At 51.3% G+C, this 23,120-nt stretch carries 20 protein-coding genes; 7 read left to right on the top strand and 13 right to left on the bottom strand.

Annotated elements, in window-relative coordinates; genetic code table 11:
• Nucleotides 1-1,717, bottom strand: a 1,717-nt coding sequence (locus KK083_RS31090; protein ID WP_254170061.1) for a metallophosphoesterase, incomplete at its 3' end; no start/stop codon positions are given.
• A gap of 414 nt (nucleotides 1,718-2,131) precedes the next feature.
• Between KK083_RS31090 and KK083_RS31095 the strand changes: the two genes are divergently transcribed.
• The 5 genes from KK083_RS31095 to KK083_RS31115 all read left to right on the top strand — a co-directional run bounded on the left by KK083_RS31095 (nucleotide 2,132) and on the right by KK083_RS31115 (nucleotide 5,636).
• A complete protein-coding gene (locus tag KK083_RS31095; RefSeq protein WP_254170062.1) occupies nucleotides 2,132-2,329 on the top strand; it encodes a hypothetical protein in 198 nt (65 codons plus the stop codon).
• Between the two features lie 28 nt (nucleotides 2,330-2,357).
• Entirely contained in the window at nucleotides 2,358-2,660 is a 303-nt protein-coding gene (locus KK083_RS31100; RefSeq protein ID WP_254170063.1) for a hypothetical protein, read from the top strand.
• A gap of 99 nt (nucleotides 2,661-2,759) precedes the next feature.
• Nucleotides 2,760-3,965 (top strand): Pycsar system effector family protein, encoded by a 1,206-nt coding sequence (locus KK083_RS31105; protein ID WP_254170064.1) that lies wholly within the window; start codon nucleotides 2,760-2,762, stop codon nucleotides 3,963-3,965.
• A 217-nt stretch (nucleotides 3,966-4,182) separates the two neighbouring features.
• Complete coding sequence (locus tag KK083_RS31110; RefSeq protein ID WP_498366321.1) at nucleotides 4,183-4,701, top strand: HEAT-like fold family protein; 519 nt, start codon at nucleotides 4,183-4,185, stop codon at nucleotides 4,699-4,701.
• A 50-nt stretch (nucleotides 4,702-4,751) separates the two neighbouring features.
• Nucleotides 4,752-5,636: a DUF3667 domain-containing protein gene (locus KK083_RS31115; protein WP_254170066.1), complete on the top strand. Its 885-nt coding sequence runs from the start codon at nucleotides 4,752-4,754 to the stop codon at nucleotides 5,634-5,636.
• Here KK083_RS31115 and KK083_RS31120 read toward each other — a convergent pair.
• From KK083_RS31120 to KK083_RS31135, 4 genes are all read right to left on the bottom strand, one after another.
• Complete coding sequence (locus tag KK083_RS31120; RefSeq protein ID WP_254170067.1) at nucleotides 5,631-6,230, bottom strand: tetratricopeptide repeat protein; 600 nt, start codon at nucleotides 6,228-6,230, stop codon at nucleotides 5,631-5,633. The genes KK083_RS31115 and KK083_RS31120 overlap by 6 nt on opposite strands.
• A gap of 92 nt (nucleotides 6,231-6,322) precedes the next feature.
• Entirely contained in the window at nucleotides 6,323-7,177 is an 855-nt protein-coding gene (ku, locus tag KK083_RS31125) for a non-homologous end joining protein Ku (RefSeq protein WP_254170068.1), read from the bottom strand.
• A 187-nt stretch (nucleotides 7,178-7,364) separates the two neighbouring features.
• Nucleotides 7,365-8,075: a LytR/AlgR family response regulator transcription factor gene (locus tag KK083_RS31130; RefSeq protein WP_254170069.1), complete on the bottom strand. Its 711-nt coding sequence runs from the start codon at nucleotides 8,073-8,075 to the stop codon at nucleotides 7,365-7,367.
• Nucleotides 8,072-9,106 carry a sensor histidine kinase gene (locus KK083_RS31135; protein ID WP_254170070.1) on the bottom strand — a complete coding sequence of 345 codons (1,035 nt, stop codon included), beginning with the start codon at nucleotides 9,104-9,106 and terminating at the stop codon, nucleotides 8,072-8,074. Before KK083_RS31135 ends, KK083_RS31130 begins: the two co-directional genes overlap by 4 nt.
• Nucleotides 9,107-9,373: 267 nt before the next feature.
• Between KK083_RS31135 and KK083_RS31140 the strand changes: the two genes are divergently transcribed.
• Entirely contained in the window at nucleotides 9,374-10,249 is an 876-nt protein-coding gene (locus tag KK083_RS31140) for an alpha/beta fold hydrolase (RefSeq protein WP_254170071.1), read from the top strand.
• A 103-nt stretch (nucleotides 10,250-10,352) separates the two neighbouring features.
• Here the strand turns inward: KK083_RS31140 and KK083_RS31145 are convergent, their stop codons facing one another.
• Both KK083_RS31145 and KK083_RS31150 read right to left on the bottom strand, forming a co-directional pair.
• Nucleotides 10,353-11,645, bottom strand: a complete 1,293-nt coding sequence (locus tag KK083_RS31145) for an ABC1 kinase family protein (protein ID WP_254170072.1) — start codon at nucleotides 11,643-11,645, stop codon at nucleotides 10,353-10,355.
• 39 nt (nucleotides 11,646-11,684) lie between these two features.
• Nucleotides 11,685-12,368, bottom strand: coding sequence for a TetR/AcrR family transcriptional regulator (locus KK083_RS31150; protein WP_254170073.1), 684 nt, complete (start codon nucleotides 12,366-12,368; stop codon nucleotides 11,685-11,687).
• A 73-nt stretch (nucleotides 12,369-12,441) separates the two neighbouring features.
• On the opposite strand from KK083_RS31150, the gene KK083_RS31155 reads away from it, so the two are divergent.
• Complete coding sequence (locus tag KK083_RS31155; protein WP_254170074.1) at nucleotides 12,442-13,674, top strand: tetratricopeptide repeat protein; 1,233 nt, start codon at nucleotides 12,442-12,444, stop codon at nucleotides 13,672-13,674.
• A gap of 90 nt (nucleotides 13,675-13,764) precedes the next feature.
• Here KK083_RS31155 and ligD read toward each other — a convergent pair whose 3' ends face one another.
• From ligD to KK083_RS31185, 6 genes are all read right to left on the bottom strand, one after another.
• Nucleotides 13,765-16,095 carry a non-homologous end-joining DNA ligase gene (ligD, locus tag KK083_RS31160; protein ID WP_254170075.1) on the bottom strand — a complete coding sequence of 777 codons (2,331 nt, stop codon included), beginning with the start codon at nucleotides 16,093-16,095 and terminating at the stop codon, nucleotides 13,765-13,767.
• A 142-nt stretch (nucleotides 16,096-16,237) separates the two neighbouring features.
• On the bottom strand, nucleotides 16,238-17,767 hold the full coding sequence (locus KK083_RS31165) for an MFS transporter (RefSeq protein WP_254170076.1): 1,530 nt from the start codon (nucleotides 17,765-17,767) through the stop codon (nucleotides 16,238-16,240).
• Between the two features lie 85 nt (nucleotides 17,768-17,852).
• A complete protein-coding gene (locus tag KK083_RS31170) occupies nucleotides 17,853-18,755 on the bottom strand; it encodes a histone deacetylase family protein (RefSeq protein ID WP_254170077.1) in 903 nt (300 codons plus the stop codon).
• Between the two features lie 85 nt (nucleotides 18,756-18,840).
• Complete coding sequence (locus KK083_RS31175; protein ID WP_254170078.1) at nucleotides 18,841-19,302, bottom strand: hypothetical protein; 462 nt, start codon at nucleotides 19,300-19,302, stop codon at nucleotides 18,841-18,843.
• A 49-nt stretch (nucleotides 19,303-19,351) separates the two neighbouring features.
• On the bottom strand, nucleotides 19,352-22,447 hold the full coding sequence (locus tag KK083_RS31180) for an ATP-binding cassette domain-containing protein (RefSeq protein ID WP_254170079.1): 3,096 nt from the start codon (nucleotides 22,445-22,447) through the stop codon (nucleotides 19,352-19,354).
• A gap of 208 nt (nucleotides 22,448-22,655) precedes the next feature.
• Nucleotides 22,656-23,120, bottom strand: a 465-nt coding sequence (locus KK083_RS31185; protein WP_254170080.1) for a carboxy terminal-processing peptidase, incomplete at its 5' end; no start/stop codon positions are given.

The following is a 23,120-nucleotide window of genomic DNA, read 5'->3' on the forward strand; positions in this document are numbered from 1 at the left end:
GAATGGGCCTGAAAACGGATGCTTTTTTGCCTCCGAGTGTAGCCCACCGCCACTGGTCATCGTGCCGGTCCCAGTCGCCGATCACGAGATCGAATAGTCGTGAGCGAAGCACAAACTCCTGGTCAACCGTGTTGTCATTGTCAACCGTGGTCTTCTCAATGACTTTACTTGTGTTCACAATCTTCTCTGAATTCCCAAAATACCCTGCTTCCGACCAGTCACCCGCAGGCCGTTCTTCGAAGAGGGCAAGCATGTTGCTGAAGGTTTTCTGGTAGCTGCCCAGGCGTGGGTCATCGGGGATATACACCAGTTTGGGATTGGTGTGGTAGATCCCCGCCGCTTCTGCCAGCGGACCGATCACCAGCGCTGCATAAGGATGAGACGCCGAGATCTGGTCCTGCACCAGGTCCTGGGCGAAGGTTTTGCGCAGCATCTCAGGCACTGCTTTCTCAGGATACTTTTCTACAGACCGGATCACGTACTCATGCCCGGTTGAATCTTCGAGCCGCAGGGAGAGTGTCTGTTGTCCTCCGCCCTTTTGTAAGATCTTCAACCCTCCTTTTTCGCTGCCAATGTCGAACACCGGTACCTGCAATGGGGTGGCCCACTCCTGCCGGTAGTTTTCTCCCAGCAGACTTTTGCGTAAGGGCCCTGCTTTATATTGGTCACTCGCTCTAACGGTGACAAACTTGTTTGCAAGGTCAGGCACAGACTGGGTGGCCGCTTTTTTCAGGCGATATGATGCCGGGATCGTGGTGGTAAAGATCTCGCGTCCCTCAGGCGTTTCGTTGTCAACCTCAAAAAAATGAAGAGATGCTTCACCGTTCTCATAAGCCAGCAGCTTTGCAAAGCCGGTAACGTCTTTCGCGAAAGCCGCGTGTCTCCCCCTCTTTACATAAGTCGTCTTTGCGCCGGCGCCGCTCACAACATAGTGGGTACTGTCCTTCACGATGTACTCAAGCGCATGTTCATGGCCGGCCACATAAATGGTGCCCGGGTATTCTTTCAAAAGATCCTGGAGGGCCTGGCCGAACTCCTTGTATACCGGATTGGCCGTGTCCTGGATATGCCCGAAGAATTTCCGGTACAGCGGATACAACGATCCCACCACAGGCATCGGCACGTACAGGCCCGGGTTGATGCCGGTCAGCGGAAAGAGATGATCTTTCCACGTGAAGACTCCCCCATGCTCACCGTAAGTGATCAGGGGATGGTGCGCTGCCACGACGATGCGCTTGTCGTGATTACGTTCGAAGATGTCGGCCAGCAGGCTCAGCACTTCCGCCGTGGTCTTGGCTTCACAGGGACCGTCTTCTTTGGGCTTGTTCCACTGGTGCAGGAACCATTGCGTATCGATGATCACCAGGAGCAGCTCTCCACTCACCGCGATCTCTACGGGGCCCGGACATCCCTGCTGCGGTATGAGTGTAAAGTTCTCATCTTTGAGCGAGTCTATCCATTGTTGCTGATAACCTATGTATTGCAAACCCTTTCTGCCCCAGTGCTGCCAGTCGTGGTTGCCAGGAATAAAAATGCCTTTTGCGTTAAGCCCTTTGATCCAGTCAACCTGTGTCTGTAAGATCGCTTCACCGCGCTGCCGTGATGAGGAGCCTGGTGCCGGAAGTCCATCCGGATAGATGTTGTCGCCGAGATACAACACAGTGGCTGGTGTACCTGCCTGCGTAACCTGTTGTCGCAGCACTTTTCCCAGGGTCATGTTTGGGATGTATGGTTCTCCGGCATCGCCTACGAGAAAGAAAGAATGTGTTACACGGGAATCAACCTGCTGCGCCTGAAGTGGTATGCAGCAGAAAACAAAGAGGCAAAGCAATATAAGCGGCCTTGCTTTAATCACATCATGACTCGATACAAACATTCTATACTTGTGTGTGCACGTTAGTTATGTGTCAAAGGTAAGCAATGAATGATATTGCAGCGCAGTGATTGTGATCGAATGTCCGCTTTTCTTATAGGGATTTTTATGTCGCTAAACTTTTACCGTTATATATAACGCAACCTGGAACAAGTATATCTTGTGAATAGTTATTTGAAGCATCTCGATATTTTTTTCATAATAGGGTTGGGAGATCCGATGGTCCATATGTAATTTCATATTAAGAATTTTAAAGTTATGAGAAACACAAAGATCTTCGACAACATTGGAACAGCCATCGCCTTTGCGGCGGGTGGCCATATGGCAGGTGGTATCTTCGGTTCAACCGGTTCAATTGTGGGCGCTGTGGTAGGTGTTATTGTTGGTCTCTTTGGTGACCGTTTGGCAGAAGCCGAAGAGAAGTGGAGAGCCTCAAGGAATACGCGCAAGTCTTAAATTATCTCTTACTTAAACACCCTCTCTCTTGACCTTCCTGGATTCAAGTTTGAATACTTTCACTGTTTTCACTGGCATGTTATGCCTCGTTGCCTATGCCATCATTAAAGGAGACAGATCAAACCTGGGAGATGGTGCCACAGCCTTTTTAGGTGGTAATGGCATTGCCAGCGGAAGTTACCTGTGTCTGGTCTCATTCACTAAGCTCGTGTGCGAAAACCCGGGTCTTGAACAAAACCGCCCTTATGTCTTTATTGGTGGGGCCGCGGTGTTATGGTTATCGGTAGCTTCTCTCCGTGCAAAACTGAAAAATGCCCACATCGTGTCTTGATAGTCCGGTTAATTATTCCCAGTTGACGGAAATTCGTTTTGTGAGATGGTCCGTCTTTATTTATCGTTACTGGAAAAATATATTTACCTTTATCGATCTATGGAATCAGAACTGATCAGGCAAGCACGTGCGTTTGCTGAAGGGGTATTCAAGGACCGGGCTTTTGACAAGCGGTCGTTTCACAATATTGGCCATACGCTGGATGTGGTGAAAGCTGCAGAAGAGATCGGTACACAGAGCGATCTTAGCGAAGACGAGCTCGAATCGGTGGTGGTTGCCGCATGGTTTCACGACACTGGGTATGCAGAAGGTGCGATAGACCACGAGCGAAAGGCTGCGGATAAAGCCAAAGAACTGCTCACACAATGGGGCGCCCCTCATAAAAAGATCATGGAAGTAACCGAGGCGATCATGTCAACCAAGGTACCCCAACAGCCGAGGTCGCTTATCAGCAAGGTGCTTTGCGATGCAGACCTGTACCACCTGTCCAACGAGGCATGCACCGAAAAATCAGATAAGCTGCGGGAAGAATGGGAGAAGATCGGCGACCGCACCCTGACAGACAAAGAATGGACCCGAACCAACCTGGAGTTTATGGAAGGCCACCAATATCACACACCTTACGGCCAGACCATACTGCAGCAGGGAAAGAAAAAGAACATTAAAAAGCTGAGGAAATTGCTGAAGCCCGAGTTCAGCGAAAAGAAATACCACAAGCTTGAAGAAGAAGTGGTGAAGCTGCGCTCGAAGCTGGAGAAGGAGAAGATCCTTAAACCCGATCGCGGGATCGAGACCATGTTCCGGACCACCTCGCAGAATCATCTGATGTTAAGCCAGATGGCCGATAACAAGGCGAACATCCTTATCACCATCAACTCCATTATCCTTTCGGTGGTGGTTTCGGTGCTGGTGCGCAAGCTCGAAGAAAACCCCCGGCTGGTCATCCCCACCATTATGCTGATCACCGTCTGCCTGGCTACTACCGTATTTGCGATCCTGGCAACCCGGCCCAACCTGTCTGACGGACGGTTTACACGCGACGACATCAAAGGCAAACGCACCAACCTCCTTTTCTTCGGTAACTTTCACGCCATGAATGTTGAAGACTATGCCTGGAGCATGAAGGAGATGATGAAGGATGCAGACTACCTGTACGGAAGCCTGATCAAGGACATCTACTATCTCGGAAAGGTGCTGGGCAGGAAATACAAATTCCTGCGGATCGCCTATAACATCTTCATGTTCGGCTTTGTGCTGTCGATCATTTCTTTCATCATAGCTTTTATGATGTCACCGAAGCCTTGATTTGATGATGGTTAAGGGAGGTTTTAATGCTTCCTGTCTTCTTTACAAAACAGAAAATGCAGAGACCTAGCTGGAATATCATCGTTGAGAGCGCCGCTGCTATCGCCATATGTTCTGCCTTTATTTGTATAAATAAGTTAGTTCAAAACGGTAAACTAATTCAGGTACAAGGGTTTACCCGTCTTTATATGCGATAATCGATCACTGTGTGCTTTAAATGGATATAAGAAAAGAGCTCTCCCGGGAGCATTCCCGCGCTAAAACAATGAAAATTGTTGATTATGTGGGAGATAATCCCACTCGACTTAAAGTACTGGTTGATGTCTTCCTCACGGGCCCTTATCGCATCACACAACGGGCTGCATGGCCGCTGAGCTATTGTGCGGAACGTGAGCCAAAGCTGATCATCCCCCACCTGAAGACCATTCTCAACTACCTGAAAAAGCCTGGCATCCACGACGCCGTCAAACGCAACACGGTGCGTCTGCTGCAATTCATCGAGATCCCCAAACGGCACCAGGGACAGGTGGCCGACATCTGTTTCGGGTATCTTCAGGACCCGAAAGAACCGGTTGCTATCCGGGCGTTTTCAATGACAGTGCTGGCCTCCATCGCCCGGCAAAATCCTGACCTCAGGCAGGAGCTCGCCATCCTGATCGAAGACCAGCTCCCGTTTGGAAGCCCCGCGTTTGTGAGCCGCGGCCGGAAAGTGCTGAAAGAAATAAGACCTTCATGAAGTTGTTGTAGATTGCGGCAATTATCATTTACCGAACCGCAGCCACCGCAATGGAAGTTGTTAACGAAACTGAAGGCACCACAGAAACACGTCCTGACCCGCTAAGCGCTGAGCATACCTGTAAGAGCTGTGGCAATACCTTCCGGGGAACCTATTGCAATGTGTGCGGCGAAAAAGTGCTGCAACGCGAAGACAGGAGCTTCCGCAGCTTGATGACCAATTTCCTGGCGATCTCCGACAACAAGTTCCTCCGCACGCTGCTGCTCGTAATAGGCAAGCCGGGATTCCTCTCCAAAGAATATGCAGAAGGACGAAGGGTGAACTACGTTAGGCCACTGCAGCTGTTCTTTGTGCTGAACCTTATCTATTTCCTGTTCCCGCTTCTGCAGCTTTTCAATACCTCCCTGAGAACCCAGATGTACCTGCGCACCCACAGCGCCCTGGTACGGCAAATGGTGTATTCAAAGATCGGGCACGACAGGCTTTCACTTACCGGATATGAGCTGATGTACAACCAGAAATCCACCAGCCTGGCAAAGCTCCTGATCATTGTATTTGTGGTGGTGGCCTCGTTGCCCATGATGGTGATCTACCGGAAGAAGAACCGTTTTTTTACGGACCACGTCACGCTGGCCGTGGAGCTCACCAGCTTCAACCTTGCCATGAACGCGCTCTTCCTTTCGGTGTTCCTGATGGTTGTGAACAAATTGCTTCACTGGACTCACGCCGGCTGGGAGAAGTACCTCGATGATTTTACACTCACCATCATCTTTGTGCTCACCAATATGTATTTCCTGTTCAAGGCCGGAAGGACTTTCTACGGACAGAAGGGCAAGATCCTGATAGTGAAGGTTGTATTGGGAATGCTGGGACTTTTTATTGCGCTGGAAGCATACAGGCTGATCCTGTTCCTCATCACCTACTTCACCTTATAACAAGCCCGACAGCTTGAAGATCAGGTCATCGGTCTGCTTGTGATCTTCGGTGGGTGTGAGCTCCCGGTATTTGGTAAGGACCTCAATGGCTTCCTTGTACTGTTTGTTCAGGGCCAGCGTCAGGCCAAGATTGTAATAACAGTTTGAGAATGAAGGCTCAATTTCGATGGAGATCTCGTAGTGAAGTTTGGCGAGCGCGTAGTTCCCGGCTTCGGCAAAGAGGTTGGCGAGATTATAATGCGCTTCGTAGTGCCGCGGCTGGTGCTTGAGGCACATGGTGAAACAATCGATGGCTTTGGAATTGTTGCCTTCCTGCGATTCAAGGATGCCTAGGTTGCAATAGGCGTCGGCAACACTATCGCCGGCTTCAATGGCTTTCTGGTACAGCAGTCGTGCTGATCTTTTGTCGTCGTGATCGTCTGTGAGAAGGGCCTCTTCAAAAGGCGAGAGGTGGTTGAGCTTAACGATCTTACCGCCGGTAAAGAGATTAAGCTGATTGGGTTTTACGCCCTCTTCTCCTTTTTTCGTGCGGGCACGCTGCGGGCCGAACTTCTCCGGAGCAGGGTTAGCAGAAAACTGGATGATCTTCGCCATTCCTGCAAAGGTAATGGATTACAACTGGATTTCCGCAAGACCTACCTCGTACCTCGTAAATCGTACCCCGTACCTATTTGCTCATAAGGTCGTCAGCTCGCTTTTTTGCGGGCGGTCTTGGCGGGTTTCTCCGCTTTTGCCTTCTTGGCGCTTTCGCCTTTGGCTTTCTCCATCGGCTTTTTCTTGGCGGCATCGATGCTGGCCTTCAGGGCTGTCATGATATCCACCACTTCCGGCGTCTCTTCTTCGCGTATAACCACTTCCTTGCCCTCTATCTTTGCGTCGATGATGGCCTTCAACGCATCATAGTAGTGATCTTTCATTTCAATCTGGTTGAACTTCACGGTCATAGAATCCACCAGGGTCTTGGCAAGCTTCAGCTGCTCCTTATCGGCCTTCACGTCCATCATTTGCGGCACGTCTTTCATCGCTTTCACCTCGTGGGGATAACGAAGCCGGTACATTACAATACCGCCATCCATCGGCGCCAGCAGCAGTGGCGTTTCGCGATCGCGCAGCACAACCTTTCCCACGGCTATTTTACCCGATTGCTTAAGGGTTTCTGAAAGCAGCCCATAGGTCTTGGCGGCAACATCACCATCCGGACCGATGTAATACGGAGATTCGAACAGTGTGGGATGAACCTCTGAAGCATCCACAAAACCATCGATGACAATGATCTTTTCACTTTTCAGTTTTACCTTATCCAGGTCGGACTGCTCGATGATCACGTATTGGCCCGGCTCATACTGGTATCCTTTTACAATGTCTTCCGTCTTCAACGTTTCTCCTGTGACCTTGTCTTTCTTCTCGTAGCTCACAGGGTTATGCCCTTCTTTCGAGAGCAGGTTAAAGCTGATGGTCTGACCGGTATCAATGGCATTGTAGATCCTTACCGGGATGGTAACCAATGAGAACTGTATGTGGCCTTTCCAGATCGCGCGCATAATGGTTTCTATTTAGATTAAAAAATGAAGCTGGAGGGCCTAAGGTATTGAAAATGTAGTAGTTTCCAATACTGATTGAAGAATTTTTTGACGTCCGGCCGCTGGTCTAGCTTCTGGCTGCCAGCCTTGAGCCACAAGGAAAGCCAAGGCGCTCTTGCGCGCAGCTCTTCGCTAAAACGGCTCGTGGTTAATTCTTCACAACGCGCTCCAGTATCTCACTCTTTTTCTCCCGGCTGATGGGCAACCTTTTCCCGGCTACGATCATTTCGTTTCCGTCGATGGATGAGATGGCCCTGACCGAGACAATGAACGATTTATGGATACGTATAAAATCTGATGCCGGAAGGGTTTCCTCCACCGTCTTCATCCGCAGCAGCGTAACAAACTTCTGGGCGGCTGTATAGATGACCACGTAGTTCTCCATTCCCTCAACGTACAGGATGTCCCTGAACTGGATCTTTTCATAACGGTAATCGCACTTGACGAAGAAGTAGTCGTCCTTAGGGCGCCCTGTTTCGGCATTCCGGGTCCTGAGCTCGAAGAAGTCGCGCGCCTTGTTCACTGCTTTCAGGAAGCGATCGAACGGGAAGGGTTTCACCAGGTAATCCAGCACGTCGAGCTCGTATCCCTGCAGGGCAAAATTGGGGTAAGCCGTGGTCATGATCACCATGGGCGGATGTTTCAGCGATCGGAGGAAATCAATACCAGTGATCTTCGGCATCTGGATATCCAGGAACATGAGGTCTACATTTCCCTCTGCCAGTGCCTGGTTGGCCTCCAGCGCATCTTCGCATACTTTCCGTACGGAGAGGAAATCCACCTCCTTGCTATACGACAGCAATCCTTCGCGGGCCAGGGGCTCGTCTTCAACGATGATGGTCTGTATCTTAACGTTCATGCGATGGTGAGTGACAAATTTACGGAATAACGGCCAGCCTTGTCGGCAATCTCCAGCCGATGTTTGCCGGGGTACAGCAGCTCAAGCCTGCGTTTCACGTTCCGGAGGCCGATGCCCCCCACGCCGTTGTTTATCACGTTATCGGTGGTGTTGACAATGGTGGCGGAGAACTGGTCATCCTCGCGCTTGAGCGTGATGTCAATGGAATTCTCTTGTGTGCTGAAATTGGAAACGTACTTGAAAGCATTTTCGAAAAAAGGGATCAGCAGGAACGGGGCGATCTCAAATCCCGACAAGGTCCCCTCCTGCTCGAACTTTACTTTTACTTTCTCCCCCTTCCGGATCTTTTCAAGGGCAATGAAATTTTTCAGGTAGTCGATCTCTTTCTCTACCGCGATCTTGTCATCGGCACAATCGTAAAGCTGGTAGCGCAGCAGGTCAGAAAGTTTGATCAATGTTTCGGCTGCGTGGTCGGGATTTTTCCTGATGAGGAAATAAACACTGTTGATGGCGTTGAAAAGAAAATGCGGGTTCACCTGTGCCTTCAGGTACTGGAGCTCGCTGGCCAGGTGCTCCTTCTCGAGCTGCCTGGCAACCTGCTCCGAGCGGATCTTTTCAACCACCAGCTTGATGGCAGCCAGAACACCCACCATGGTACCGATGGAAGCCAGCGCTATCGAAAAAAAGACCTTGAGGTTGGCCACCGCTTCAGGACTATACCGGCTGAAAATGATATAAAGCGTTGTGGTAAGCCCCGAAGAACAGACCAGCAACAGGAGGAGAAAAAGGACGAAGAACATCACATACCTGCTGTTGTACAGGTAACGGGGCAGCAGGTAATAGACCGTCACATAAAAGGCTGTGGCGCTGAAAATAAAGTAGATGCCCGTGACGCCTGCCACGGAAAACAAGGAGTTGTAATAGTCTTTATAAATGAAGATCCAGAAAATAAAATAGACGATCCACAACACCACATGGTGCATCTTGTATCTGTATAACCGCCTCCAGAGCGATGGCTTATGTTCCTGCATCCTGTAAAAATAAGCGTCTGAACATATTCTTTCAGGATCTGATTGACCAACTGTAGAAATCCGTTGATCAAATAAAGTACGAGGTACGAAATACGAGGTACGATAAATGCAGACCGGGGCTGCCGTACCTCGTATCTCGTACTTCGTACCTGATTTGCACTTCGTTTCGTTTGGTCAACGATCTACTCCGGTTGGTCAAATAAAATTCACCATCCCCCGGCGGTGGCCGTTTTTTGAGGCATGTTCAACACAAAACACACAAGCTTTATGACTAAAAGACTATACTCCATCCCGGCTATCGGGCTGATATTCTGCCTGCTACTGGCCAGCAGATTGTTGAGTGCACAAACGTTCTTCACTGCCGAAGTGAAAGGTAAAGGCAAGCCAATGATCCTTATTCATGGATTGTATTGCAATGGAGACGTATGGAAGGAGACCGTTGAGCGGTACCAGAAACAGTATGAGTGCCATATTCTTACCCTTGCGGGATTCGGTGGGAATGCCCCAAGTCTGAACGACCATTTCCTGTCATCTGTCAAAGACGATGTGATTGCCTATACCAAAACGAAGAAGCTGAAGAAGCCCATTCTGATGGGACATAGTATGGGAGCTTTCATCTCGTTCTGGGCGGCTTCGAGCGCTCCTGGCATCTTTGAAAAAGTTGTTGCCGTAGATGGCCTTCCCTTCATGCCCGCCATTATGACGCCGGGAGCTACGGTCGAGAGCTCAACGCCCATGGCCACCCAGATCCGCAACGGTATGTCTAATCAAACCCCTGAGCAAACAATGGCCAACCAGAAGGCATACCTGCCCAGCATGATCACCAGCCCGGAAAGGGTTGACCAGGTAGTGCAGATCGCTGTGAAAGCCGACTCGAAACCGCAGGGCCAGGTGATGTACGAGATGTTTACCACCGACCTTCGCAGCAACGTCTCGGCCATTGATTGCCCGGTGCTGTTGCTCGGCGCGTGGATCGCCTACAAACCATACGGCGTAACCCGCGAAAGCGCCCTGAAAGGATACCAGGATCAGGTAGCTGCCGTTAAAAATGCAAAGGTGGAGCTTTCAGATACCGCCAAACACTTCATCTTTTACGATGATCCGCAATGGTTCTTTGACAAAGTCGACTCTTTTATAAAATAGAAAGCGTATAAAAGTACGAGGTACGAAATACGAAGTACGGAACCCCCACGTACCTCGTATTTCGTACCTCGTACCTATTTCACACCTTGTTTCTAATTCGTTCCTAGTAAACCGTCTTGATCTTCGCTTTCAGATCATGCAGAATGTTATACAATCCAAAATATGTGCGGTTAATGTAGACCGCGTCGCGGTGGCCCCGCGCTTTTTTGGATTGCCTCAGCTCCTTCATATTGGAGATCTCTTCGCCAAAGGAAAACAACGTCTCGAAGTAGGCGCTGTCGGCAAAATCGAAGGTATCTGAGCGGAAAGGCCTGGCCAGCAGCTCCACCAGCTTGGAGAAGAGCGTTGTGAAGAATGCCCTGTCCTTGGCAGTATCATCAGGGTAAATGAACCTGAGTTTATAAAAAACTTCGTCCCTTTTCTGCTTGTTGGTGAGCAGGTCGGCATCCAGCAGCCGGAAGTACGTCTTGTAAAAGTCGTCGGGGATCACCTTCACGCAGCCGAAGTCGATGACTCCCAATTCATGGTCAGGAGTTATAATAAAGTTGCCAGGATGCGGGTCTGCATGCACGGCCCTGATCTGGTGCATCTGAAAATGATAGAAGTCCCACATAGCCTGGCCAAGCTTGTCACCGGCGCCTTTGGGCAGTGGCTTGTGCAGCATCTCCCCCAGCGGCTTGCCTTCGATCCAGTCCATCGTAAGGATGCGGGGCGATGAATATTCACGGTAATATTTCGGGAACACCACGTGCTGAAGGTGGCTGGTCTTGTGTGAGAGCTCGATGGAGCGCTGCAGCTCGAGCACGTAATCGGTCTCTTCCATCATGCGCATCTCCACCTCCTGGATAAACTCGTCGTACTCCACAGGATTGAGCTTGAACATGCTGAGGGCGATCGGCTTCACCATGGCGAGGTCAGACTTTACGCTATCGGCCACGCCGGGATACTGGATCTTCACGGCGAGCTTTTTGCCTTCCACAGTTGCCTGGTGCACCTGCCCCATAGAGGCAGCGTTCATTGCCTTGCGGGTGAAAGTGTCGAAGATCTGCTCGGGACCTTTTCCGAAATGTTTTTGAAACGTCTTCACCACCAGCGGATACGAGAGTGGGGGGGCGCTGTATTGGGCCATGGCAAACTTCTGCTGATATGCCTGGGGCAAAAGATTCTTGTCCATGCTCAGCATCTGGGCCACCTTGAGGGCGCTGCCCTTCAGCTCGCTGAGAGAGTTATAGATGTCTTTGGCGTTGTCTTCATGAAGCTCGTCACGGCTTACATCGGGGTTTACCAGCTTCTTACCATAGTGCTTGAGATAGTTCTTTCCGATCTTGGCGCCCGTGGTAATAAACTTGGTCGCCCGCTGAACTTTGGTAACAGGTATCTTCTCGAATTCTTTCATCTGATCTTAACTTTTGAGATCGGCATCCGGTACGGCCGACTAAAGTCGGCGGCTATTCGCTTGGTAGAGGAATTTTGCAAAATCGATCACAGAGTCCACAGCGCCTTTTCCGATGAGGTCAAAAGCCAGGTTCACTGACTTTTCGATGGCAGCGTCAGTTTTTTCGAATCCTGCGCTGCTGTCATTTTTCCAGAACATCAGCAGGAAGCCCATGTGGAGCCAGAAGAGGCGGGGATACTGTTTGTCAAGCAATGGCCGCTTAGCTACTTCGCCGGTGGTCTGCCCTGCCTTCAGGGTATGCTCTACGTATGCTTCATAGGCGGACTTGAAGTCTTTGATGAACCCGGGGACCAGCTCCAGCTTTCGGTGGTCTTCCAGCTGCACGAACATAAAGCTCCTGGAGGATTTTACTTCTTCAAAAAAAGTATAATAGAAGGCCAGTATCTTTTCGCGCGCCGAAAAAGCGGCGTATTCCTTATCAGCTTTTAATCGCTCCGTCGTTGTATCGATGAAACCTTTCCAGATGTGCCTTTCAAGTCCTTCAAAGGTGCCGAAATGGTCATAAAAAGCCTCTTCCTTGATGCCCAGGTCGGTACAGAATTTGAATACGGATGCGGGCCTGTGGCCGTGGTTAAGAACGTATTCGATGTAAGCGGCCTGGATCTTGTTGTCGGCACCGCGAGGGGCAGATTTTCTGGATGATTTTTTGGCTGTGGTTTCCATACCTGCTTAAACAGCAAATGACAATAAAGGGTTTGCCCGGTATGACCGAATATTCGTTAAATTAATCGCGAAAATGGATGTTAAACATATGGTGATCAGGCTCATTTTTCTCTTTGTCTTTCCGGTGATGCTATCACTGTCGTGCCTGGCGCAGGACAAGCCTAAAAAGCCATATGAGCTTCATGAAGAAGCGGAGCGCGCCTATAACAGCGGAAAATATAAAGAAGCGCTTGCGTTGCTGGACCAATGCCTGAAAGTGAATCCGGGTTTTATGGATGCGTACGCGTTGCGCGGCTCCGTGAGAGAGCAGCTCCAAGACAACGATGGAGCCCTCACAGATTACAGCATTTACCTGGAGAAGTTTCCTGAACACCGGGAGGTGCTCATCAACCGCGCTGTGCTGCGCTACCGCATCGGGTTCTACGATCAGGCGAAGGAAGATTTTTTAAAGTTATTGTTGTTGCCCTCTTCCGGCGAGACCAATGCCATCTTCTATAAGCAGGCCATGTCTGTGGATGACAAAAATCCAATGATGACCATGACCGGCCAGAACAATCACGCTTCTTATATCCTGAATTATCTCGGCCTCACGGAATCCAAGCTTAAAAACTTCCCGCAAGCAAAGCACTATTTCGATTCGGCCATCAGGATCAATGCCACGGAACCGGATTACTTTGTGAACCGGGGGCTTGTAAAAGAAAGCCTGAACGACTCCACTGCCATCAATGATTACGAGCAGGCCCTGAAGCTCAACCCGCGGCACACACTCGCCAACCACAACCTGAAAGCGCTGCGCTCAAAGAAAGAGCAGACCACGTCGCTGGAAGAACGGCTGAACCAAACCATTGAAGCCGATTCCACGATGCTGTATCCATACCTGGAGCGGGCGCAACAACGTTACGAAAGCAAATATTACCAGGGGGCCATTGACGATTACAGCATGGCGCTGGAGATCGATCCCGGCAACGTGGAGATCTGGCTGGGACGAGGCCTGGCCAAGGAGAAGATCAAAGATTACAAGGGCGCTTTCTCTGATTACACCAAAGCCATTGAGCTCAAGGAGAACTTTGCCAAGGCATGGTTGAACCGTGGCAACGTGCTGGTGAAGCTTGAACGATATGACGATGCCATCGAAGATTATAACGTAGCACTGATCTATTATGCCGATTACCCGCTTGCGTTTTACAACCGGGCCATGGCACACATCAAGCTGAAGAAGAATGACCTGGCCTGCGCCGATCTGAAACGCGCCGAAGAGCTGGGCATGGAAGTGGAGCGGAAGGTGAAATCGAAAGCGTGCGAGTAAAAAGTACGAGGTACGAAATACGAAATACGAAATACGAGGTACGGCAGCCCGATCTGCATTCATCGTTCCTCGTATTTCGTACCTCGTACCTCAGACTTCGCTCAGGTCAGGGCGCAGCCTCAAAAAGACTGGTTCGCGGAACATATTATCCGGAGTCAATTTTGAATAGCTGACCTCAACGATGAGCTTGGGATCGAGCCAGGTGCTGGTCTTTCTGTCGAGCAGCTCACCCACAACATCGATACTTTTCAGTGTATCTACTTTTTTAAGCTCTTTCAGCACTTCCTTGATGATGTTGTCGTCAAAGCCGGTGCCTACCTTGCCACGGTAATGAAGCTCCTTGCCTACCCTTTCGGCGATGTGCAGGGCGCCAAATGTTTGTCCCCGGTTGCCTTTGCCCGCGGTGTAACCGATGATGAGCACTTCTGCGCTCTGGCGTACTTTCACCTTGAGCCAGCAGTCACTGCGCCTGCCGGGAAGATATTTGCTGTCGCGTTTTTTTGCCATGATGCCTTCAAGGCCATGCTCGCGCGCGGCTTCGAAGAGCGATTCACCGTCTTCCACAAATTCGCTTACACGGTATGGCGTGTCGGGCCGGATGGCGTCCTTCAGCCATTCCTTTCGTTTGGTGAGCGGCTCGCCGATGAGGGTGCGTCCATCCAGGTAGAGGCAGTCGAACACGTAGCAGTATACAGGATTGGTCTTCGACAGCTTCTGGATGTTGGATTCACCGCGGGCTGCCATGCGGTTGATCACTTTTTTGAAGATAGGCTTGCCCGTTGCATCGAGCGATACGATCTCCGCATCGAAGAGCGCGTTGGTGGCGCGGAACGCTTTTTCGCCCTCGAGCAGCTCGGGGAACTGGGCTGTTACGTCGATGTGGTTGCGCGTATAGATCCGCATTTTGCCTTCCTCGTAGGCGATCAGCGCACGGATGCCATCCCACTTCAGCTCATAGATGTTATCCGGCCCCAGCGGAGGTTTATCGGCGGTCTCCGACAACATCGGGTCAATGAACTGGTTGAGCCAGTCGATCTGGGGCGCGTCCACACGTTCGAGCAGGAATTCCTTCTCCTTCGTTTTGTGCATGCGGTACTCGCCCGTCATCTCTTTGCTGTTGAGCCTGAAGTAGAACCCGTCTTTTTTCTCTTTCGTAAGCTGGTATTTGCCGAGGGCGTAGATCCACATTTCTCCGGCGCCATACTGACCTTTCGGGATCTTGCCGTCGAACTTCAGGTATTCCATCGGGTGGTCTTCGGTCTGCACGGCCAGGCGTTTCACTCCCGGGCGTGGCGGAAACCCGCGTGGCACCGCCCATGATTTTAAAACGCCTTCCTGTTCCAGGCGCAGGTCATAATGCAGGTGAGACGCATGATGGCGGTGCACTACAAAATTGTTGTTGCCTCCGGTGATGATCTCGCCAGCGGGCTCCGGTGTTTTTTCGAAGTCGCGTTTCTGCTTGTAGGTCTCCAGCTGCTCGGGCGACTTGTGCTTTTTATTGGGAGGAAGTTTTTTGCTGGCGGCTTTCGCCTTGCGGTGGGTGTGAAGCTCCACGGCGTAGGCATCGATGCTCTCCCAGGCATCGCCGTCGGCCATTACTTTCTCCACGGCATTTTTGATGTTGAAGACTGCCGGGTTGGTGACGTCGGCTAATTCATCCCACGTCAGTGGCATCGACACCGGCGCGCCTACCCTGCCCCGAAGGCTGTAGGGTGAAACAATGCTCTGTCCCGAACGGATCCGGTAGATATCCACCAGCACCCTGCCCTTGCGCGCTTCCTTTTTGATGTGGAGCGTGGTATCGTTCTGATGACTTTCAACAAAAGGTTGTGCGATGAGCTGGGCGGCATCGAACACTTCCGAGAATCCCTGCGCAGGCTCCAGGGGGCAGCAGATATGCAGGCCCTTTCCTCCTGTGGTCTTCACGAAGGGTGTGTACCCATACGTTTCAATGTGCGCTTTCAACTCGAAGGCTATGGGTACAACTTTTCTGAAATCGTAACCTTCGGGCGGATCGAGGTCAAACACCATGTAGTCGGGTTTGTCAAAATGAGGCTTGCGACTGTGAAGCTGGTGCAGCTCCAGGCCTGCGAGGTTGGCGATCCACACCAGCACGGCGGGCTCGGTAGGCAGAATGTAGTCTTTTTCTTCCTTGCCCAAAGTGGCAAACTCGATCCACTCGGGAGCCCATTGAGGCCTATTCTTCTGGTAGAAACTTTCACCATGAACGCCATCGGGAAAACGGATCAGGGTCATGGCCCTGCCCTTGATATGGTTGAGAATGGTGGGCGCAATGGTCAGGTAGTATTCGATCACCTCAGCCTTCAGCACTTCGTCTTCAGGAAAGATGATCTTGTCAAGGTTGGAAAGCTCCACCTTTCTTTTGCCAACCTGGGCCCATTGTGTTTGTTTCTTAGCCAAAACCGGTGTTGAATATTCGTATCCCTTTCCAATGCTAACGAACCAGCTGTCTTAAATGCCGGTCGTCAGTCTAGCAGACAGACACCACTCCCCGTGGAACATGCCTTTACCGATGCAATATATTAATTGAAATGGTATACGGCTACTCCATAACCTCTTCGGCCTTCTTGTTGCTGAGCAGCACCATGCCGATCAGGAAGCTGGCGCCTGCAACGGCAATGGGATACCATAGTCCGGCAAAAGGATCTCCACCCGGATTAGCCTCCGTTTTGCTGGCTTCGTACAACGCAGTGGCCAGGAAAGGCGTGAGCCCTCCGAACACACCGTTGCCAATGTGATAAGGCAGCGACATGGACGTGTAGCGGATCTTTGTCGGGAACAATTCTACAAGGAAAGCAGCGATCGGTCCGTACACCATGGTCACCAGCACCACTTGCAACGTTACAAGCAGCACCATCATCCAGTAGTTGTGATCGCCAAGCTGTACTTCTTTCTTGACGGCGGGCGCGGCATCGTCGACCTGCGTGGACGATTCCACCACACTGTTTCCATTGAGAAAAAAGTGCGTGGTTTTGGAAGACACAACAGAGGCCCCCTGTTCGTTGGTTGATCTTGTTCTTGAAATGGTTTTGCGTTCAACCTGCTCCTGTTGTTGTTTAACATCGGCGAGATCGTACATCATCTTGTACACGGGCCTGTATAATAAAACAGCGAGCAGCATTCCCGCCATCATGATCATTTTCCTTCCGATCTTATCAGACCACCATCCGAAAAAAATGAAGAGTGGTGTGCCGATCACCAGGGCGATGGCGATGATGTTACGGGTTTGAATAAAATCGACCTGACAGGTTTTTTCAATAAAGGTCATGGCATAGAATTGTCCGGTATACCAGACCACGCCCTGCCCTGCCGTAGCGCCGAACAGCGCGAGCAGCACCAGCTTCAGGTTCTCTTTGTTGCCGAAGCTTTCCTTGATCGGGTTGCGCGAGATCTTGCCCTCTGCCTTGATCTTGCTGAACAGCGGCGACTCCTGCATTTTCAGACGGATGTAGATGGAGACCGCCACCAAAACCGCCGAGAGAATAAAAGGTACGCGCCATCCCCAGTCGTTGAACTCATCCACGCCCAGTGATTGCCTTACGCCGAGGATCACGCCGATGGATACAAAAAGCCCCAGCGTGGCCGTGGTCTGAATGAAGCTCGTATAAAAACCACGTTTGCCAGGAGGCGCATGCTCAGCCACGTACGTTGCGGCTCCGCCATATTCGCCACCCAACGCGAGCCCTTGTAACAGGCGCAGGGTTACTACGATCAGTGGCGCGAAAATACCGATGGTGTCATATCCCGGTACAAGGCCAATGGCAAAGGTAGAGCCACCCATCAGCACGAGCGTGACCAGGAAGGTGTATTTTCTTCCCACACGATCGCCCAGCCTGCCGAACACAATGGCCCCGAACGGTCTCACGATGAACCCCGCGGCGAAGGTTGCCAGCACCGAGAGGTATCCCACTGTCTCGTTACCAGTGGGAAAGAACTTGGCCGAAAGAATGGTAGCAAGACTGCCGAACAAATAGAAGTCGTACCATTCGATAAGGGTGCCTACGGAAGAAGCGGAAATGACAAACCACAATTTTCGTTTGTCAGTTGACGGGCTAACGGTCGTTGTTGCCATGAGGAATTTACGATCTGTAAGCAGGAAATATAAAGAGAAATGTTAAACAAACGTGTACGGCCATACAATTTTATGCGATGGCGAATCAGAAAAAGATCTGCTGTGCCAGCCTGTAGGTGTTGGCATGTGCTTCAATGATGTCGCGGAAGTCGGCAGAGTATCCGCCGCCCATGCTGGCCACGAGCGGGATCTTGTTCCGGTGCGCCAGCTCCAGCACAAGGCGGTCGCGCTGTTTGCAACCTTCGCGACTGATGCTGAGCCGGCCAAGGGTATCGGTGGCCAGGATGTCGACGCCCGACTGATAGAAAATAAAATCGGGCTGCACCGTATCGAGCAGGTTCTTGAGGTTGGTGTCCAGCGTTCTCAGGTAGAACGTGTCGTCGGTAAAATCGGCAAGCCCTATATCGAGGTCTGAATTTTCTTTCACCAGCGGATAGTTGTTGGCGCCGTGCATGCTGAAGGTGAACACGCGGGGCTCGTTGCGGAAGATCTGTGCTGTACCATTGCCCTGGTGAACGTCCAGATCGACCACGAGGATCTTCTTGGCAAGTTTTTCGGAGAGCAGGTAATTGGCAGCAATGGCGATGTCGTTGAGCAGGCAGAACCCTTCGCCCCTGTCAGTAAAAGCGTGGTGTGTTCCACCGGCAATGTTCATGGCGATACCGTGTTGCAGGGCGAAGTGTGTGCATTCAACGGTGCCCTGCATGATGGTGATCTCGCGGTTCACCACCTCGGCATTCAGCGGAAAGCCTGTGCGGCGGATCTCCTTTGGAGTGAGGGCAAGGTCGCGAAGTTTGTTCCAGTAAGTTTCTTCATGGGTAAGCAGGATCAGCTCTTTGCTCACCTGGCCTGGATGAAAGAGGTTGGCGGCGGTGATGGTACCTTCGTGCAGCAGCTGTTGTGGCAGGATCTCGTATTTGCTCATCGGGAACCGGTGGTTCGGCGGCAGTGGCAACACGTATGATTCAGTCCAGGCAACCTTGAGCATGTTTCGAGGTACGATTTACGAGGTACGAAGTACGATAAACGCAGATCGAGCCGTCGTACTTCGTACCTCGTCCCTCGTACTTTATTTAATGGTGTTCATGACCGTGTTCGTGCCCATGACCTGCATACCAGTCTTCCTGGATGGCGTGGAAGATGTCGTGCACCCTGGTGAGCTTTTCTTCCAGGGCTTTATCATCGCCGGAGCCGGCAGCCTGGGCCATGGATGAGGCTTCTGTTTTGAGCTGGCCGAGCTTTTCTTTCATGGCATCGTTATTCACTTTTTCGGGAAGCGGCGCGCTGATCCATTTATCGGCGGCAGCCACCAGCTCTCCTGCCTTGCTTCTGGCGGGCTCGAGGTTGGCAGAATCTTTAAAAGGATGGAAGGTCTCAGCCATGATCATGTGAAACTCATCCATTTCTTTCCATTCTTTCTGATCTGCTTCAGCGGCATGATCGTGGTCGCCGGCGTCGTCCTTTTTAGTGGCACAGGCGAAAGCCAGCAGGGCTAATGTCAAAAAAGCGAGGTTCTTCAGTAGTTTAGAATTCATATGGTGTTCAGTTGATTCACGCTCCAAAATTATAAAAAGCCCCGGAACTTTACTGCCGGTCTCTCCGCCTGTATTTGCGATTGCCCTCCAGCAACTTGATCAATCTCTTGAGGCCATCGAAGTACAAGGTGACGAACAGCACCACCGTCATGGACCAGATCACAGCTATGTTGAAATACAACGTATCGATGTTGAAGCCCAGGAAGTGTTTTACGGGCTGGTACAGACTGGCAGAGAAGTCGAAAGCATGCTCCGGCCTGTGCTCATCCATGTAGATCGGATAGATCTTCTGGATCAGCTCGCCATCATACGAAACGATCCTTTCTGCGTTGGTCATATTTTTGACGGCATCGGTGACCGCCTCATTCACATATTTTGCCTTGGAAGCTTCGAAGGCCGCCTTCCGCTCGGGCGTGGAGGTCATCTGTGCGATCAGCTTTTCTTTTTCACCTGCTGCGCGGTTAAGCCTGTTGGCGTAATACTGCTTGAGGGTAGTCAGGAACTGGTTTGTCTTGACATAAACAGACGAATCGAATTTGCCAATGGCCAGCCGGTTGATGTCCGGGAATTTATCTTCACCTACTTTCTGCAGCTCGTAACGGATCTCGTTCTGCAGCAATGCCAGCGCGCCCGTCATTTCAGCGTTGCGCGGGTTCCGCCAGGCGGCCCTGTTGTTCAGGCAGTAGGCCAGCCGTGATTCCAGCGCCGGAATGAAGTACACACGCCTGTATTCCGATTGTGCGATCACCTTGTCGAGGTCATAGAATTGCTTTTCGAAAGGGTTGTCCTTGAACTGCGTAACCATATACGCTTCGAAAGCCCAGCGCGAGGCCATGATCTCTCCCATCACCGGGATGCCTACGGGTTTGCCAACCTTGGGATTGAACTTGTCGAAGCTGATCACCACGCCGCTCAGCAGCAGCTGCGGAATGATGAGCAACGGTATGAGGATGTAGATGGTAACAGCTGAGTTGAACGATGCCGAGATGTTGAGGCCGAGCATGTTGGCGAAGCACGTGCAGCTGAACAGGATCAACCAGTAACGAAGCTCTGTGAGCGGGATCTGCAGCACCGCGTTGCCCACCAGGATAAAGAGAATGGTTTGAATGGCCGAAATGGAGAACATCACAGCCACCTTCGAGGTCAGGTAGCTGCTGCGGCTCAGGTGGAGGAACTGTTCACGCTTCAGGATCTTGCGGTCTCTGAAGATCTCCTCCGCGCTCATGGTAAGGCCGAAGAATAACGCCACCACCACGCTCATAAAAAAGTATACAGGAATGTTGTGGTTGTTGTAGAATACGTATTTGTCTTCACCCTCCAGTACATTGTAGTACTTCACCATGAAGGCGATGAAGAATGCGAGCACCGGGGCTTCGAACAGGTTGATGTACAGGTATTGCGTATTGGCCAGCTTCGCCAGCACGTCGCGGGTGATAAACACCTTGAGCTGTTTATACCAGTTCGGAATTTCCTGAACCACGGGCAGCTCTTCTCTCACGTGCTGGATCCGTGGTAGCTTCACCTTCTGCTTGAAATACTGGTACCACTGGCCCGGCGAGATCTTCCGGGTGTTGGTCAGCCGCCCATATTCATTGACCACCTTGGTCTCGATGATGCTGAAGACCTGTTCGGGGTTGATGTTACCACATTCGGGGCAGGCGCCCTGGCTTTTGTTGGCGGCGTTGATCACATCGCGGAAGTAGATCACGGCGTCAACCGGGTTGCCATAATAGATCTGGAAGCCGCCAGAGTCCATGATGATGAGCGTATCGAACATCTTGAAGATGTCAGACGAAGGCTGGTGGATGACCACGAACACCATTTTACCACGAAGCGAAAGCTCCTTAAGCAGGTCCATGATATTTTCAGAGTCGCGTGACGACAACCCCGAAGTCGGTTCGTCAACAAACAGGATGGCCGGCTCACGCAGCAGCTCCAGGCCGATGTTCAGGCGCTTGCGTTGACCACCGCTGATGGTCTTCTGCAGCGGGGAGCCTACCTTCAGGTTCCTGATCTCGGTAAGGCCGAGGTTCAGCAACACCTGTTCTGTCAGCTTGTTGGTCTCCTCTTTGGAATAGTGGCCGAAGCAGAGGCGTGCGGCATAGTAGAGGTTCTCAAAAACAGTGAGGTCTTCTATGAGCAGGTCGTCTTGCGGAATGTAGCCGATGATCCCCTGAACCTTGTTGGGCTGTTCGTGGATATCGATACCGTTGATCAGCACCCGGCCACTGGAGGGTTTCTCGGTGCCGTTGAGCACGTTGAGCAGGGTTGATTTGCCCGAACCGCTGGCACCCATCAAACCGATGAGCTTGCCGCCCTGTTCAGCGATGTTCACATTCTGAAGGCCGGCCCTTCCGCTCTTGAAATGATAGAAAAGGTGGTCGGCCGTAAAGGTGATGTGCGACGTGCTTTCTCCTGTCAAAAATCGTCCGACAACATCGCTGTAGTAGATGGATTCGATCTTGTCGCCGCGTATGGTGCTACCGGTAGGAAAGATATCCACCTTCCGGCTTTTTAATAAAATGCTGTTGAGGTAAAGGGTGGTGATGCCCAGGTATTTGATGAAATAGGTCTCGGCATCGGGTACCCGGAGTATGGCAATAAGGCCGGTGAGGTTCTTTTCTACAATGCGTGGGCCGGGATAAGGTTTTTCATCTGAGCCTTCGTCGATGATCAGCACGTTCCGGGATGCGAGCTCATCGATATCCTGCCCGGTCACAAAACTTTTCAGCGCCTGCATATCGCCTTTGGGGATCTTCAGCGCCTGGCCGATGTAAAAAATCAGGTTCCCCTGGCGGTCTGAGATGTCGCGGTCTGCGTGCACCAGCTCGATGATCTTAACCACCAACACCATTTTCTGCTGCATGGTGAGCGCCTGGTTCACCTGTTTAACGATCTGCATGATCTTGGCCCAGTCGTCTACAAACTGCTGGGTATCAATATCAAGGCTGCTGAGATCCTGGGCACTTTCGATCTTGTGCGAATGGCTCAGCTCGTCGAAAAGTTTAAGGTAGTAGGCAGTCGCCTCCCGGTTAAGGTGAAGGCTCAGGAATTCTTTTACGTTCGTCCGCTCATCTTCCGTGATCCGTTCACGGGCAACAATAGCAAAAAGTTGAATGATGGCCTTTAAAAGTTCTTCACTCATGAATCAGAAGGTACAGCGTCCAAAATAAGTAATAAAATGAAGAAAATTAGGCGTTGGAAGTCTAAAGTTTAAGGTTGGAAGTTTAAAGTTCAAGGTTGGAGGTTTAAGGTTTAAAGTTTAAAGTTTAAAGTTTAAGTCAGGGCCCCGTAAAAAAAATCCCTGCCGTCGTGCTGATGGCAGGGATCTGAGTTCTTGGGTGCCGATAAGGTTAGCCGATCTTGGTTGTGATCAGGTCGCTGAGCACAAAAAGTCCTTCGCGCAGGTATTCGTCGTCCAGCTCGAAAAGCTCGCCGCCGGGTTGTTCTTTCTCCTTGCCGGCGATCTTGGTGTTGAGCTTGGCGGCGGCCGAACGCTTCTCGGCTTCCTCCATCTCTTTCTTGCGCACCGTTTCGTTCAATGAGATCTTGGTGTCGTGCAGGTTCTTGCGGGCTTCCTCCGTCTCGTTGACAAAACGGTTCAGCGCGGCGTCTTTCTTGAGCCTGTCGTTATACGATTTGTTCAATCCTGCAATAACGCGGTCGTTGATGACCGGTGTTTTCTGGTACATGGTTCCGCGGATCTCATCCCATGGCAATGCGCTGGGGCTCGAGCTTTCGCCGAACTGTTCAGGATCCAACGCTGTAGGAAGCTTCACGTCAGGGGTTACGCCCTTGTGCTGGGTGCTGCTGCCGGT

The sequence above is a fragment of the Chryseosolibacter histidinae genome (assembly GCF_018598225.1).
GTDB classification, from domain to species: domain Bacteria; phylum Bacteroidota; class Bacteroidia; order Cytophagales; family Cyclobacteriaceae; genus Chryseosolibacter; species Chryseosolibacter histidini.